This window comes from Paraburkholderia kirstenboschensis, from assembly GCF_032806925.1.
Classification (GTDB): Bacteria; Pseudomonadota; Gammaproteobacteria; order Burkholderiales; family Burkholderiaceae; genus Paraburkholderia; species Paraburkholderia kirstenboschensis.
Map to the genome: position 1 here is coordinate 3,794,561 of NZ_CP136513.1, position 14,074 is coordinate 3,808,634.

15 protein-coding genes are annotated in these 14,074 nt (G+C 62.6%); 7 read left to right on the forward strand and 8 right to left on the reverse strand.

What is annotated here, in order from left to right; all coding sequences use genetic code 11:
• Window positions 1-82: 82 nt before the first annotated feature.
• The 4 genes from RW095_RS39685 (at window position 83) to minE (ending at window position 2,841) form a co-directional block, all read left to right on the forward strand.
• Window positions 83-616, forward strand: a complete 534-nt coding sequence (locus tag RW095_RS39685; RefSeq protein ID WP_317021046.1) for a GNAT family N-acetyltransferase — start codon at window positions 83-85, stop codon at window positions 614-616.
• Between the two features lie 204 nt (window positions 617-820).
• A complete protein-coding gene (minC, locus tag RW095_RS39690) occupies window positions 821-1,651 on the forward strand; it encodes a septum site-determining protein MinC (protein WP_317021047.1) in 831 nt (276 codons plus the stop codon).
• Between the two features lie 102 nt (window positions 1,652-1,753).
• Window positions 1,754-2,569, forward strand: a complete 816-nt coding sequence (gene minD, locus RW095_RS39695; RefSeq protein WP_027799748.1) for a septum site-determining protein MinD — start codon at window positions 1,754-1,756, stop codon at window positions 2,567-2,569.
• Between the two features lie 14 nt (window positions 2,570-2,583).
• Window positions 2,584-2,841: a cell division topological specificity factor MinE gene (gene minE / locus RW095_RS39700; RefSeq protein ID WP_020065213.1), complete on the forward strand. Its 258-nt coding sequence runs from the start codon at window positions 2,584-2,586 to the stop codon at window positions 2,839-2,841.
• 76 nt (window positions 2,842-2,917) lie between these two features.
• Here minE and RW095_RS39705 read toward each other — a convergent pair whose 3' ends face one another.
• Complete coding sequence (locus tag RW095_RS39705; RefSeq protein WP_317021048.1) at window positions 2,918-4,435, reverse strand: chloride channel protein; 1,518 nt, start codon at window positions 4,433-4,435, stop codon at window positions 2,918-2,920.
• Window positions 4,436-4,644: 209 nt separating this feature from the next.
• On the opposite strand from RW095_RS39705, the gene waaC reads away from it, so the two are divergent.
• Together waaC and RW095_RS39715 are read left to right on the forward strand one after the other, a co-directional pair.
• Window positions 4,645-5,646, forward strand: a complete 1,002-nt coding sequence (gene waaC, locus RW095_RS39710; RefSeq protein ID WP_128588478.1) for a lipopolysaccharide heptosyltransferase I — start codon at window positions 4,645-4,647, stop codon at window positions 5,644-5,646.
• 549 nt (window positions 5,647-6,195) lie between these two features.
• Window positions 6,196-6,333, forward strand: coding sequence for a hypothetical protein (locus tag RW095_RS39715; protein ID WP_317021049.1), 138 nt, complete (start codon window positions 6,196-6,198; stop codon window positions 6,331-6,333).
• Window positions 6,334-6,379: 46 nt separating this feature from the next.
• Here the strand turns inward: RW095_RS39715 and RW095_RS39720 are convergent, their stop codons facing one another.
• From RW095_RS39720 to RW095_RS39740, 5 genes are all read right to left on the reverse strand, one after another.
• Window positions 6,380-6,559 carry a hypothetical protein gene (locus RW095_RS39720; RefSeq protein WP_020065217.1) on the reverse strand — a complete coding sequence of 60 codons (180 nt, stop codon included), beginning with the start codon at window positions 6,557-6,559 and terminating at the stop codon, window positions 6,380-6,382.
• A gap of 150 nt (window positions 6,560-6,709) precedes the next feature.
• Window positions 6,710-8,017, reverse strand: a complete 1,308-nt coding sequence (locus RW095_RS39725) for an MFS transporter (protein WP_317021050.1) — start codon at window positions 8,015-8,017, stop codon at window positions 6,710-6,712.
• Window positions 8,018-8,432: 415 nt separating this feature from the next.
• Window positions 8,433-8,969, reverse strand: coding sequence for an energy transducer TonB family protein (locus RW095_RS39730; RefSeq protein WP_317021051.1), 537 nt, complete (start codon window positions 8,967-8,969; stop codon window positions 8,433-8,435).
• Window positions 8,970-9,157: 188 nt separating this feature from the next.
• Complete coding sequence (gene argH / locus RW095_RS39735; RefSeq protein WP_317021052.1) at window positions 9,158-10,564, reverse strand: argininosuccinate lyase; 1,407 nt, start codon at window positions 10,562-10,564, stop codon at window positions 9,158-9,160.
• Between the two features lie 267 nt (window positions 10,565-10,831).
• On the reverse strand, window positions 10,832-11,656 hold the full coding sequence (locus RW095_RS39740) for a helix-turn-helix transcriptional regulator (protein WP_317021053.1): 825 nt from the start codon (window positions 11,654-11,656) through the stop codon (window positions 10,832-10,834).
• A 175-nt stretch (window positions 11,657-11,831) separates the two neighbouring features.
• On the opposite strand from RW095_RS39740, the gene RW095_RS39745 reads away from it, so the two are divergent.
• Window positions 11,832-12,584 carry a class I SAM-dependent methyltransferase gene (locus RW095_RS39745; protein ID WP_317021054.1) on the forward strand — a complete coding sequence of 251 codons (753 nt, stop codon included), beginning with the start codon at window positions 11,832-11,834 and terminating at the stop codon, window positions 12,582-12,584.
• Window positions 12,585-12,667: 83 nt separating this feature from the next.
• Here the strand turns inward: RW095_RS39745 and RW095_RS39750 are convergent, their stop codons facing one another.
• Window positions 12,668-13,147 (reverse strand): OmpA family protein, encoded by a 480-nt coding sequence (locus tag RW095_RS39750; protein ID WP_317021055.1) that lies wholly within the window; start codon window positions 13,145-13,147, stop codon window positions 12,668-12,670.
• Between the two features lie 8 nt (window positions 13,148-13,155).
• Complete coding sequence (locus RW095_RS39755; RefSeq protein WP_317021056.1) at window positions 13,156-13,809, reverse strand: M35 family metallo-endopeptidase; 654 nt, start codon at window positions 13,807-13,809, stop codon at window positions 13,156-13,158.
• Between the last annotated feature and the right edge of the window lie 265 nt (window positions 13,810-14,074).

A 14,074-nucleotide genomic window follows, 5' to 3' on the forward strand; every position in this document is an offset into this window, starting at 1 on the left:
GATCGCCCGGCAAAGAATGAATTGACTCTCGCGCCGGTTCGGTTAAAGCTACGGCTTAAGGTTTCAAGGGGTTTTCGTCTGCATGAGTCCGTCACTGACCGTTCGCCGTATCGCCGCTGATCAGGGCGCCGTTTTTCGCGAACTCCGTACCGCGTCCCTGCGTGAGGCGCCCTATGCGTTCGGCGCAACGCTAGAAGACGCGTTGTCCGCGGACGCCGCCAGCTTTGACGCCGTCGCCGCAGAACACGCGGTTTCTCTCAGCATCAGCACTTTCATTCTCTACACCGAGGGTCATCCGGCCGGACTGGTCGAAGCGCACTTCGACGAAGCGGCGGAGCGCCGCGCATTCGTGTGCGAACTGTGGGTGGCGCCTGCGGTCCGGCATCTGCGCGGCGGAGAGTTGCTGGTCGATACGGCTAGTGGCTGGCTTGCCAACGAAGGCGCGGCGGAAATCTACGCTTGGGTCGCCGACTCGAATCGCAACGCGATGCGCTTTTACGAAGCTCTCGGTTTCGGGCCGACAGGCGAACATCGGCGCGTCGCGCGTGCGCCCGAGCAGGTCGAAAGTCTGCTTGTTCGCCACGTGCCGCCTACGTCGCCAGCAGTTGACCAGTGAGCTATCGAGCGGCGCAACACTCTGCCGCCCGTTTTGCATCTCCATCCGCATCTCAGCAGCGTTCCCGCCTCGCCGGTTCATGTGCGGCGCGCTCCGATCGTTTCCGCGCAAGCGCATGTGAAAATCCAGCCGCTCGTTGTCCGGCAAAAAATCTCGCCGCGCGCGCGGACGCCTGTAAAATACGCAAAATTTTTGCCGAACGTTATGTCGCCCAAGAAATCGCCCTTTTTCGAACTCCGCAGCGGTTCCGTCGACACGCTTCTGTTTGTGGTCAAGACAACCGACCTCGATTCCATGCGTGCCGAGCTGACCCGGCGCTTCGAGGCGACCCCCGAATTTTTCGCTAACGACGTCGTCGCTATAGACGTGCGCCGGCTCGCCGGCAACGAACGCGTGCCGCTCGCGGAGATCGCGCAGTTGCTCGAGAGCGTGCGCATGCGTCCGGTCGGCGTGGTCGCCGACACGCAGCAGTCATGGGCGGCGGAGTCGGCGCTGCCGTTGCTCGAAGCGCGCGACCGCCGCGGCGCGTCCGCGAAATCGGCTGACGAAGAAGCCCCGGGTGCATCGGCGGCAGACATGGCCGACGCAGCAAACTCCAATTCAGGCGCAAGCGCAGCGCCTGCGAATCAGGCAGCCGCAGCGGCATTGGTCGGGACCGCGCCTGGTGCAGCCGCCGAGCCCGTGCGTCTTGCCACGTCTTCGCAAACCATGGTGGTGGAAAAGCCGCTGCGCTCGGGCCAGCGCATCTACGCAAAGGGCGATCTCGTCGTGCTTGGGCTCGTGAGCTACGGCGCGGAAGTCATCGCTGAAGGCAATATCCATATCTACGCGCCGTTGCGCGGCCGTGCGCTCGCGGGCGTGCAAGGCAATCACGACGCGCGCATTTTCTGCACGTGTCTCGAACCGGAACTCATCTCGATCGCGGGCATCTATCGGACGACCGAGAACCCGCTGCCGGCCGACGTACTCGGCAAGGCGGTGCAGATCTGGCTCGAAGACGAAAAGTTGATGATCGAACCATTGCGGCTCACGTAAGCGCTGTCGGATCCGCTGCGCTGAACGTTGACGGCGCGCGGCGTCCGGGGCGAAATATGGCCGCACATAATTGACGAATTTGACGAACACAAGGTAAGGGTAATGGCAAAAATCATTGTGGTGACATCGGGCAAGGGTGGCGTGGGCAAGACGACCACGAGCGCGAGTTTTGCATCGGCCCTCGCATTGCGTGGCAGCAAGACCGCCGTGATCGACTTCGACGTCGGCCTGCGCAACCTCGATCTCATCATGGGCTGTGAGCGCCGCGTCGTGTACGACCTGATCAACGTGATTCAGGGCGAAGCCAATCTGAACCAGGCGCTGATCAAGGACAAGAAGTGCGAGAACCTCTTTATCCTGCCGGCTTCGCAAACGCGTGACAAAGATGCGCTGACCATGGAAGGCGTCGAGAAGGTCATCAACGACCTGATCGCGATGGACTTCGAATACATCGTGTGCGACTCGCCGGCCGGTATCGAATCGGGCGCGCTCCTCGCCATGCACTTTGCCGACGAAGCGCTGATCGTGACGAATCCGGAAGTGTCGTCGGTGCGTGACTCGGACCGCATTCTCGGCATCCTGTCGTCCAAAACCAAGCGCGCGATCGAAAGCAAGGAGCCGATCAAGGAACACCTGCTGATCACGCGCTACAACCCGAAGCGCGTGAGCGAAGGCGAGATGCTGTCGCTGACCGACATCCAGGAAATCCTGCGCATCGACCTGATCGGCGTGATCCCGGAATCCGAAGCGGTGCTGCACGCGTCGAATCAGGGTCTGCCGGCTGTGCATCTCGACGGCACCGACGTGGCCGAAGCTTATAAAGACGTCGTATCGCGTTTTCTCGGCGAGCAGAAATCGCTTCGCTTTACCGATTACCAGAAGCCCGGGCTGCTGCAGCGCCTCTTCGGCACCAAGTAAGGGGAGCGCACGTTATGTCGATTCTTTCGTTTTTGCTGGGCGAGAAGAAGAAGTCCGCGTCGGTAGCGAAGGAACGCCTGCAGTTGATCATCGCGCACGAGCGCGCCGGCGGTCATGCTCCCGCCGATTATCTGCCTGCGTTGCAACGCGAACTGGTAGCCGTGATTTCGAAGTACGTGCGGATTTCCGACGACGACATCCGCGTGAGTCTCGAGCGCCAGGACGACCTTGAGGTGCTCGAGGTCAAGATAGAGATTCCGCAGACCTTATGAGCCCGCTGCTCGCTGAGTGAGGTCGGCTCGGCGCGTGTCGATGCGCGCGCCGCGAACGAACGTCGACGAGCGCGGGTCAGGGACGAGGTGCGGGCGAGCCGCCTTCAGCTGGCCTATCAGTTTGTCTATCAGTTCGCTTGTCAGCTGAAGTGCGAGCGGAGGTATCAGCAGAACTGTCCGCAGACGGCTCGTTGGAGCGATCCGCGGCGATCACTTCCGCCACCGGCTCCGATGCGTCGAATTCGGGCGCATCCACCGCGGGCACTTCCGGCACCGGAGCGGGCGCCGGGCGCGGCAGCGGCGCCATGTAGCGCTCGGAAAGCGCCTCATAAAGCGGCGGCGCGAAAAAGCGCGACACGCGGCTCGCAATGAGCGCGGTGGCCATTAGCGAAATCACGAGCGCGTGACCGTTGATCATCTCCATCACGATCACAAAAGACGTGATCGGCGATTGCGTGACCGCGGCCAGATAGCCGACCATGGCGAGGGCGATCAGCATCGGCAGTTGCATGGAGCCGAACACCATGTGCAGCAGATTGCCGAAGCCTGCGCCGATCGACAGCGATGGCGCGAAGATGCCGCCCGGAATGCCGGGCAGATATGAGCCGACCATCGAAATCATTTTGAGGAACGGATAGAACACCGACAGCTGTTCGTGTCCGTCGAGCAATCCGCGTGCTTCCGCATAGCCGCTGCCGAACGTGGTGCCGCCCGATATCAAGCCGACTGCCGCAATCACGAAGCCGCACAGCGCGGCGAACACGACGGGCCGCTCGCCGTGCAATTGACGCAGCGGCGCGGGAATCCAGCGCGCGGTGTTCAGCAGCAGCCAGCAGAACACGCCGCCCGCAATACCCGTAATGATGGCCGTGAGCAGCACCGCGAGCGCAAGCAGATTGGGAAAGTGCGCGCCGATCTGAATGGTGCCGAAGTACGTGTAGTTGCCGTTCAGTCCGAGCGCGATCACACCGGCAATGATGATGGCGGTAATCAGCACGCCGCTCGCGCGGGCTTCGAAACTGCGCGTCAACTCCTCGATGGCGAACACGATACCGGCAAGCGGCGTATTGAACGCCGCCGACAAACCCGCCGCCGCGCCGGCCAGCACCAGTTGCCGCTCGATCAGCGCATTCGAACGCGGATAAAGCCTGCGCAGATTGAACATGAGGGCCGCGCCAACCTGCACGGTCGGCCCTTCGCGGCCGATCGTAAATCCGCCGAGAATCGCCAGAAAGGACACCGCGATCTTGCCGGACAGAATGCGGAACGACAGCAGCCGCGCGCCATATTCGCCGGGTTTCGAATGAAGCGTGGCGATCACCTGAGGAATCCCGCTGCCCTCGGCGCCGCGAAAGAACTTGCGCGTGAGCCAAACGGCGAGCGCGGCCACCGCGGGTGTAATGATGAGCGGCGCCCACACATGCTCGCGCTGCACCGCGCGAAACTCCTCGTAGCCCCAATCGATCAGCCGCGCATAGAGCACCGCCACGAGTCCGACTGCGATCGCGCCGAGCCAGAAAATGCCGTACTGGCGCCAAAGACGTCTCGCTCGACGCACGATCCCGGAAGAAAGAAGAGGTTGCGCTCGCGACATGAGATCTGGATGTGCAAAGGGTGAAGTATAAAGCGCGCGGAAAACGTCAAACCGTATGAAAGCATTGTGAAATGGAGTAAAAAGGCAAGCTGTAAGGCGCGCGATGTAAGACGCCGTATTGTTTTCCGGCGGCCGCACTGCCCGGTTCAGCAAAGACTATTCCATTCGTCGGCTAAAATATCTTGACGTTGAACAACCAAAGGCCCTCAATGAAGCGAGTCCTTATCGTCAAGGTCACCTCACTCGGCGATATCGTGCAAGCGCTGCCCGTCGTGGCGGACATCAAACGCGCGTTTCCTGGCGTTCAAGTGGATTGGGCCGCAGACGAAGCATTCGCCGAAGTGGCGCAATGGTGCAAGGGCATCGACCGCGTGCTGTTCGCGCCGCTGCGGCGCTTCAAGAAAGCGCGCCGGTGGGCCGACCTGAAGGCGATCGCGGCGTCCATCGCGGAGCTGCGTGCGTATCGCTACGATTACATCATCGACATTCACGGCGTGTACAAAAGCGCGATCATCGCGTTTCTGGCCCGCTCGTCGCGTTGCATCGGCTATCAGTCTCAGGATCTGGGCGAGCGCGGCGCCGCGTTTGCGTACACAGGGCGCTTTGGTCCGCGTCCGCAATGCAATGCGTGGCACGGCATGCGTATCAGCGCTGGCGAGGCCCTGGGTTACGAAGTAGAGGGCCCGCCCGTCTACGACCTGAAATTGCCCGAGCCCGTAAGACCGCCGTTCGAAGGCGAGCGCGCGCCAGTCGCCGCGCTTTTTCATGCGACGTCGAAAGACGACAAGAAATGGCCGGTCTCGCATTGGGCGGTGGTCGGCACCGAGCTCTCCCAACGCGGCTTCCGCGTGGTCTTGCCCTGGGGTTCGGAAGGCGAGCGCATCGAGGCCGAGCAGATCGCGGCGCAAGTGCCAGGCTCGAAAGTTCTGCCGAAGATGACCGTGACGGAAATCGCGCAAATGATCGACGCATGCTCGTTGGTGGTCGGCGCGGACACCGGTTTCGTCCACCTCGCACATGCACTGCTGAAGCGCACTGTGATGGTTTTCGTGGCGACGTCGCCGGAGCATTGCGGCGTGGAAGCGCCGTTCCGCTCGATCTCGGTCGGCGACGGTCTTTCGGTGCCGCCCATCAGCGCCGTGCTCGATGCCATCGACTACGTGCACAGCAAGCCGCCCGCCGCCGCTGGGCAGGGCTCCGCTGCGGCTTGAGCGCAGCTTCTGCCGGCAATCGTTTGCTCAAAAGAAAAGGGCGTCACGCGCAGAGTGCCTATGCAACCGGCACTGTTACGTGACGCCCCTGGAAACGCCCGCGTCGGGGAACGTCGGGCGAAGAGGATTCGGCTTGCTGCGCAACCATGCGACGCATGAAGCGCCCATTACACGGTTGTTAAATCTGTCGCTTTTCGTTGGTTGCCGGAGCGGTCGCGCTTGCTGCGCGCGCCCCGGTAGTTGGTGAATGTGGGCGTGAGCGCCGCTTGCAAATGGCGCCGGACCGACGCCGCGCCTGTCTTGAGGAGGGCCACAAGGCAACACCCTCAAGGCGCATCACCGACCGACATGTTCAAGTCAGTATAGGCGGTGTTTTCATCTGGCGTGAGCGGGCATTGCCATGTGTCCGGTCGAGTCACGCGAGTCTGCGAACGTGTGTAACACACGCGTGATCTTCCCTTACAACTGGCAACGTTCTGGCAGCCGCGCGTCGTGTTCAATCGAGTCATTCGGGATTTCTCGAACGAACCTGACTCGACGGAGAACAACATGAAACGCCTGCTCCTGACTCTGATCGCCGGCACCGTGCTCGCAACCCTGCTTGGCGGCTGCATTGTCGCGCCGGCGCCGGGCTATTACTACGGCGGTGGAGGCTACTACCACCATCACGGCTATTACTATCGTTAAGCTGGCGGCCTGGCGCAAAGCCGGCCCGCGAGGCACGGTCCGAGCGTCAGGCGACCAGCATCTCGAACGCGATGACAGCGGTAATGGCCGCCGCGTTCGCGGCCAGTGCCTCGACAACAATGCCTTTCCAGGTGGCGGGACGAAAACGCAGCGCCAGTAGCAGCGAACACAACAGCGCGAGCGCGATGATTGTCACGACGTCGGCATTATGTAGATGAAGGTTCATCCGGGCCTCCCTGCTTGCCATGGGGTCATTCAGGTCGAGTATAGGCAAGTCAAGAAGGCGTGCAAGGCAGGGGATTCACTCAGCGAACCCCCCGCCTGGCAGGGACTTCAGCGATAAACCGCCGAGGTTCCCCGCCTGCCGATCAACGCGTCACATCAAGCGCGAGTCGCGCGTCTCGCGCATGCATAGAACGCCGATCATGCTGACGGCCGCGGCGATCGACACATACCCGCCCACCCACGGCAGCCCGCCGCGTGCGGCCAGCATTTGCGCGATGTACGGCGCAACCGATGCGCCGAGAATCCCGCCCAGGTTGTACGACACCCCCGCGCCGGTATAACGCACGTTGGTGGGAAACAGTTCGGGCAGCAGCGCGCCCATCGGCGCGAACGTCACGCCCATCAGGAACAGTTCGATGACGAGGAACAGCAGCACGAGCGGCGTTTGTCCGCTGCCGAGGAGCGGCGCCATGGTGAAGCCCGACAGGACCGCTGCGACGATGCCCACGATCAGCACCGGCTTGCGGCCATAGCGGTCGCTTGCCCATGCGGACAGCGGCGTGGCGAGCGCCATGAACACCACGGCAATGCACAGCAGTCCGAGGAACGTCTGCCGCGGAATGTGCAGCACCGACACGCCGTAGGACAGCGAGAACGTGGTCGCGTTATAGAACAGCGTGTAGCAGACCACCATCGCCAGCGCGCCCAGCAGCGTGGGCTTCCAATGCCGCGACAGCAGCGTCGCGATGGGCACCTTCACGCGCTCCTGACGCTCGATGGCGGCCTGGAAGGCCGGCGTCTCCGCGATCTTCAGCCGCACGTAAAGCCCGAGCGCGACCAGCACCGCGCTCACGAGGAACGGCACGCGCCAGCCCCAGCTACGGAACTGCGCGTCGCTCAACGACATCGCAAGGGCGAAGAAGAGGCCGTTGGACGCGAGAAAGCCGATAGACGGTCCGAGTTGCGGGAACATGCCGAACCAGCCGCGCTTGCCGGCAGGCGCATTTTCGGTGGCGAGCAGCGCCGCGCCGCCCCATTCACCGCCCAGGCCAATGCCCTGGCCAAAACGCAAGATGCACAGAAGGATCGGTGCAAGACTGCCGATCGAGTCGTAGCCCGGCACGACGCCGATCAGCGTGGTGGAGACGCCCATCACGAGTAAAGACGCGACGAGCGTCGATTTACGGCCGATGCGATCGCCGAAATGGCCGAACAGGAACGAGCCGATTGGCCGCGCGACGAACGCAATGCCGAACGTGACGAAAGCCGACAGCGCCTGAGCCGTTGCCGAGCCATGCGGAAAAAACACTGGGCCGATGACGAGCGCCGCGGCGGTCGCGTAGACGTAGAAATCGTAGAACTCGATCGCGGTGCCGATGAAGCTCGCGAAGATGATCCGCGCGCTGTTGGTGTGTCCGGCCGCATTGGGCTCGGCCGCGGAAATCGGCGATGTGGACATGCAGGGTCTCCATGTATCGTGATGCCGCGTTGCCTCGCTCGATAGCGGCGCAATGAGGCTGCGCAGCGGCGCGGTTAATCGGCATCTTTGTTCAGGTTCGTGCGCTTGAGTCGAACTCGCGTCGGCGATGCGGCTGAGGGGCGACGAACCCGCAGCATACAACGTCGGCCGTGGGGACTCGCGCGCGAATGCGGCCTCTGCGCGTGCATGGCGGTGGCGCCGCGACGCAGCAAAGGCGTTTGCGTGGCGCGCGTGGATGACGCGGCGCCGCGACAGGTGGCAGCAAGCCGCGCCAGCGGATGAGCGGGCGGCCTGCACCGTGCCGGAGGCTCCGGCGAGGAATCGGAAAATTATAGCGAGCGCGGCGCTCGCGCAGCAAGGCGGCTGGCCGATCGGCCAGGCCGCGCTCAGTCGCTTAGTCGATGGTCAGCGATTGCGGCGAGGCCAGTTCGCGCAGCTGGAACTTACCGTCGTCGTTGAACAGCCAATCTTCGAACAGTTCGAGCTGGCCACGGCCGTTCAACAGTTTGCCCGGCGGCAATGGCAGCGGTGACGCACGCCGCAGGGTGGCGAGCGCGGTACTTTCCGCTTCGTCGTCGCCGTTCGTGCGATACACCGACGACGCGACAACGTGCCCGTTGCGATCCACGGTGAACGACACCACGACGAGCGAGCGCAGCATTGCTTGCGGCTTGCCGCGCAGCACATACGAAGGATTGCGCTCGACGATGCGTTGCGCGACGGCCTCGCGATACTGATCGAGCGTCGCGCTGTTGACTGCGGCGGGCGGCGTCGCGACGACCGCCTTTGGCGGCGGTGTGATCGTGCAGCCGGCGATGCCGAGTGCGAGCAACGCCATGGATGCGCTGCCGCGTAGAGATAGTGACCATGCGCTGCCGCGGCGAGCGCTGCATTCAGTCATGGGGCGAAGGAGGCGCGTGCGGGTAAGCATGATGAACCACTAAAGAGGGCAGAACCTGTTTTGATGGTAGTCAAAAACCGCCGCGTTTCAATCCGCGTTCGCCCCGGTATGTCGACGAAGGCGCCACAAAAAAGGCGAACTCGCCAACGAGTTCGCCTTCGCAATCCGTTATGCATGAACGCGCCGATGCCGGCGCATTCGCGCAAGTTCAACGCGTGTCAGTTCAACGCTTGCCGTGCCGCTTTGACCGCGGCCAGCACCTGCTCGGGTGCCGTGCCGCCCGGATGATTGCGGCTTGCAACCGAGCCTTCGAGCGTCAGGTACGAGAACACGTCGTCGCCGATCAGATGCGCGACGTTCGGCAATTCCGCGCGCATTTCCTCGAGCGTGAGGTCCGCGAGATCGCAGCCGCGATCCGCGCAGATGCGCACGGCCAGCGCAACGGCTTCGTGCGCGTCGCGAAACGCCAGTCCGCGCTTGACGAGGTAGTCGGCGAGATCGGTTGCCGTAGAGAACCCTTGCAACGCGGCGTCGCGCATGGCTTGCGGCTTCACCGAAATGCCCGCGACCATTTCCGCGAAGATGCGCAGGGTATCGGCGACGGTGTCCACCGTGTCGAACAGCGGTTCCTTGTCTTCCTGATTGTCCTTGTTGTACGCGAGCGGCTGGCCTTTCATCAGCGTGAGCAGCGCCATCAGATGACCGTTCACACGGCCAGTCTTGCCGCGCGCGAGTTCGGGCACGTCAGGATTCTTTTTCTGCGGCATGATGGACGAACCCGTGCAGAAGCGGTCGGCCAGATCGATGAAGCCGACGCGCGGGCTCATCCACAGCACGAGTTCTTCGGAGAAGCGCGAGATGTGCGTCATGACGAGCGCAGACGCCGCCGTGAATTCGATCGCGAAGTCGCGGTCGGACACCGCATCGAGCGAGTTCGCGCAGATGCCGTCGAAGCCGAGCGTCTTCGCCACCGCGTGGCGGTCGATCGGATAGCTCGTGCCGGCGAGTGCCGCCGCGCCCAGCGGCAGACGGTTCACGCGCTTGCGGCAATCGAGCATGCGCTCGGCGTCGCGAGAAAACATTTCGACGTAGGCGAGCAGGTGATGGCCGAACGTGACCGGTTGCGCAACCTGCAAGTGCGTGAAGCCGGGCATGATGGTCGACGCGTTCTTCTCCGCCATGTCGAGCAGCGCCGTGCGCAGTTCCTTCAGCAGCTCGCCGATGCGGTCGATCTCGCCGCGCAGCCACAGGCGGATGTCGGTCGCGACCTGGTCGTTACGCGAGCGGCCCGTGTGCAGGCGCTTGCCGGCGTCGCCGATCAGCGCGGTGAGGCGCGCTTCGATGTTCAGGTGAACGTCTTCCAGGTCGAGTTGCCACTCGAACTCGCCTCGCTCGATTTCGCCCTTGATCTGCGCCATGCCGCGTTGGATCGCGGCGAGGTCTTCGGCGGCGATGATTTTCTGCGCGCCCAGCATCGAGGCGTGCGCGAGCGACCCTTCAATGTCGACGAGCGCCAGACGCTTGTCGAAGAAAACCGACGACGTGTAGCGTTTGACGAGCTCCGACATCGGCTCCGAGAAGCGAGCCGACCAGGCTTCGCCTTTTTTGTGCAGTTGGGACGTCATGGTTTTGGGCAGTTAAGCGGCAGTTATGCAGCAGTTAAGTGGCGATCGGGCGAGCGGTAAGAGGCTGACGGCGCGGATGCGCCTGGCATGACTGCGAGCGCGCCGCCGAAGCATGGAAAGACAGGGATTTTAACACTGGCACAACGCCGCGCCGACGACCGAACCGCGCCGCATAAGCGAGACCGAGAGCGTCGGCTAACCGGGGCTTGCATGGCCGCTCATGCAGCACGCTCGCTTGCGGCCTGCAATGGCGGCTCGTGCAACGGCTTATTCGCGCACCAGCACTACCAGCTTCAGATCCTCGCGATGCGCGGGTTTGAACGTGATCTGATCGTAGACGAGCCGACCGTCGCGCGGATGATTGAATTCGCGCCGCCCGCCTTCGCGGCCTCCGACGTCTTGCGAAGCCCAGAAGCGCGCAAACGCGTCGCTCGCGGCGGTGAGCGAATCGATCAGCGCACGCGTTGGCGCGTCGTTCAGATGACGGATCGAATCCGCGCGAAACTCGGCGGCTAGACGGCGCGCGCGCGTGTCCCAGTCGACGATCAACTCGCGCGCCGCCGGTTCCGTGAACGTGTAGCGCAGCAGATTGCGGTCATGCGCGCCGTCGAGCCAGCCGACGAAAAGATCGGCCGCGCGTTCGTTCCAGGCGAGCGCATTCCATTGCCGATCGAGCACATAGGCGGGCGCGTTCACGAGTTGCACGGTTTGGAGCAGTGTGGCGGGCGCGTCGGCGGCGGCCGGGTCGGGTTCGGCCGGATCGCGCTGGGCGGCCAGCTCGAACAGGTACGCCCGCTCGGCCCGCGACAGTTGCAGTGCGACGGCGATACGTGCGAGCGCGTCGGCGGAAGCGGAAACCGGACGCCCTTGCTCGATCCATGTGTACCAGGTCGGACTCACGCCGCACAGCTGCGCGACTTCCTCGCGCCGCAAGCCGGGCGTGCGGCGGCGCGGGCCCGGCGGCAGGCCGACAGCTTGCGGCGACAGCCGTTCGCGGTGCGCGCGGATGAAGTCGCCCAGCGCCCGGGCGGGCGTGGCATCGAGCGGCGGCGGGTTGTCGGCGGAAGAGGGCGTGCTCGTTCGCGTGGTCATTCGTTTGGTGCGGCGTGAGGAGGGTGGTATAGATACCAGAATAATTGCTTAACTTGTACTGGTACACGGCGGGCTCTATTGTAGCGGCGTACCGTCTCGAACGGCAGGCCGCGCTGCCAGCCCGAGAAACGCGGACCCACACGACACAGTCCCACGCAGACAACCGGAGCTATTCATGAAGCATCACGATCAGGTCGCCGACGCCTTCGGCTCGACTGCCGCCGCCTATTTGACGAGTCCGACCCACGCGACCGGCGCCGATTTGCGGACGCTGGCTGAGTCGATCGCGGCGACGCCGGACGCGACGGTGCTCGACATGGGCTGCGGCGCGGGCCACGCGAGTTTTGCGGTCGCGCCGCACGCGAAAGAAGTGATCGCCTATGACATCGCCGCGCCGATGCTCGCCACCGTTGAAGGCGCGGCGAAGGATCGCGGCCTCGCCAACATTCGCACGCGGCAGGGCGCGGCCGAAAAATTGCCGTTCGCCGATCACACGTTCGATTGGGTCATCAGCCGGATGAGCGCGCATCACTGGCACGACGTGGCGCCGGCGCTCGCCGAAGTTCGGCGCGTGCTGAAGCCGGGCGGCCGGGTGCTGTTCATTGACATCGCCGGCATCGACCATCCGTTGCTGGACACGCATATCCAGGCAATCGAACTGTTGCGCGACGGCTCGCATATTCGCGATTACCGCGCCGACGAATGGATCGCGCTCTTCGAAGCTGCGGGTTTCAAGGCCTCGATTCGCGAGCGCTGGCGCATCGACATCGAGTTCGGCTCGTGGGTGGCGCGCATGCGCACGCCCGAGCCGCGCGTGGTGGCGATCCAGTCGCTGTGGCGCAATTCGCCGGATGAAGTGCGGCAGTATTTCGACGTGAAGGAAGACGGCTCTTTCAAGCTGGATGCGTTGATGGTCGAAGCGGGTTGAGAAGGCGTCTGCGGAACTTCAACCGATCTGCCGGAGCCGTGCTTGCTGTTTCAGGGCACGCGGCTCCCGGCTGTGCGGTTGGGTTACTGGATCGCCCTCGTTGTCGGCATTACCCGTGGATCGCTACAAAGGCGTTCGCAGCCGCCTTCGCATATTGGGACTAGCGTCACGGCAATCTGATTCAACGCCTTGTTTCCCCTGCTGTCGATGTCCGGGCGTTTGATCTCGCGCGTATCCATCCAGATATTGCTTTCCTTGATTCCGAGTTGGATCAGATACGCGCGTAATGCTGATCCTCTCTGCCCTGCAAGCGCGACGGGATCGCGTTCGATCGCATATCCACCTGCGTATATGATCCCCCTGATCTCAACGTTCGGCCATTGGCGAGCGGCTATTACCATTTCCGTGATTCTCAGCCGGTCAGAATTGGGAATCTCGGCAGAGTTGAGCGGTAAGCTGTCTTCCATGTTTTCGGAGACCGTGCACGCACTAGCCTGAATCGCCGCAATGAGAATGGACAGCGCTAAAAACGTCACCTTGGATGACGCTATAAATCTTTTCATCTTGTGCCTTATTCGTCGAATCCCACGTAACACGCCAGGCTGTCAGCATTGCGAATTGCCTGATGCGGGTTGGACTGCGCCCAGAATGACAACCCGATGCTAATGCCGTACATTCCGTCATTCGAATCGAACACGTCCGCGAAGTGGGTGCACTCGTGAATCAGTGTCAACACCTTGCAGCCCTTCCATAATTGCGCTTCCGGCGATGTGCAGAAATGCGGATAGATGGCAATCATCCGCCTGACCGAGTCAGGTTTGCAGACAGCGGCGTCGGTTGAACCATTATCAGGGAACACTGTGCATGTTATGTTCCTTTGCTTTTGCTGATCCCACCTGACCACATGATCCGGTTTCAGATTGCGCATGGTCTCCAGCAATTTTGGCATACCGGTTTGCAGTATGTCGCGTATCTCACCGTCCGAACGACCGAACCATTTTCTCGCGCGCTCTTGTTCACTCCGATCCCATTTGTCGAGCGCTTTTAGACGGTTTTGGATCAATGACACTGCCGTATCGCGCGATCGCGTAATTGCCTCCCGGAATTCCTGGTTGGACATGTTCTCGCAGATATGCGTCATGTCCAACTCGACATGAACCTGCGACCCCGGCATTGTATTTGTCGCCGCGGAGTCGTGAACAACCACATGATCGTTGTCAGGCATTACTGTTTGGCTCGATTACCACTAGTTGTAGATTTTGCGATGTTGGGGTCGAAATGCGCTGCGTTCGTCCCTGGTCGTCGGTGACTCCGCTCAAGACCTGCTGTGAGGCCGTTCGAATGTCGTATTGCACGCCCGCAAGCGGTTGTCCGGTCGCAGCGTCGCGCAAGACATATTGCTCGTCGTAAGCTACGGAAGACGCGCTGCCTGTATCTGGTGCATGCAAGCCAGATACGGCACCAGTGCTATCGTCCTCATAGAAGCACTT

What these genes read in the sequence shown, in the direction of transcription:
- RW095_RS39685 (WP_317021046.1), top strand. Translation starts at nt 83, where the DNA reads ATGAGTCCGTCACTGACCGTTCGCCGTATCGCCGCTGATCAGGGCGCC.
- minC (WP_317021047.1), top strand. Translation starts at nt 821, where the DNA reads ATGTCGCCCAAGAAATCGCCCTTTTTCGAACTCCGCAGCGGTTCCGTC.
- minD (WP_027799748.1), top strand. Translation starts at nt 1,754, where the DNA reads ATGGCAAAAATCATTGTGGTGACATCGGGCAAGGGTGGCGTGGGCAAG.
- minE (WP_020065213.1), top strand. Translation starts at nt 2,584, where the DNA reads ATGTCGATTCTTTCGTTTTTGCTGGGCGAGAAGAAGAAGTCCGCGTCG.
- RW095_RS39705 (WP_317021048.1), bottom strand. Translation starts at nt 4,435, where the DNA reads ATGTCGCGAGCGCAACCTCTTCTTTCTTCCGGGATCGTGCGTCGAGCG.
- waaC (WP_128588478.1), top strand. Translation starts at nt 4,645, where the DNA reads ATGAAGCGAGTCCTTATCGTCAAGGTCACCTCACTCGGCGATATCGTG.
- RW095_RS39715 (WP_317021049.1), top strand. Translation starts at nt 6,196, where the DNA reads ATGAAACGCCTGCTCCTGACTCTGATCGCCGGCACCGTGCTCGCAACC.
- RW095_RS39720 (WP_020065217.1), bottom strand. Translation starts at nt 6,559, where the DNA reads ATGAACCTTCATCTACATAATGCCGACGTCGTGACAATCATCGCGCTC.
- RW095_RS39725 (WP_317021050.1), bottom strand. Translation starts at nt 8,017, where the DNA reads ATGTCCACATCGCCGATTTCCGCGGCCGAGCCCAATGCGGCCGGACAC.
- RW095_RS39730 (WP_317021051.1), bottom strand. Translation starts at nt 8,969, where the DNA reads ATGCTTACCCGCACGCGCCTCCTTCGCCCCATGACTGAATGCAGCGCT.
- argH (WP_317021052.1), bottom strand. Translation starts at nt 10,564, where the DNA reads ATGACGTCCCAACTGCACAAAAAAGGCGAAGCCTGGTCGGCTCGCTTC.
- RW095_RS39740 (WP_317021053.1), bottom strand. Translation starts at nt 11,656, where the DNA reads ATGACCACGCGAACGAGCACGCCCTCTTCCGCCGACAACCCGCCGCCG.
- RW095_RS39745 (WP_317021054.1), top strand. Translation starts at nt 11,832, where the DNA reads ATGAAGCATCACGATCAGGTCGCCGACGCCTTCGGCTCGACTGCCGCC.
- RW095_RS39750 (WP_317021055.1), bottom strand. Translation starts at nt 13,147, where the DNA reads ATGAAAAGATTTATAGCGTCATCCAAGGTGACGTTTTTAGCGCTGTCC.
- RW095_RS39755 (WP_317021056.1), bottom strand. Translation starts at nt 13,809, where the DNA reads ATGCCTGACAACGATCATGTGGTTGTTCACGACTCCGCGGCGACAAAT.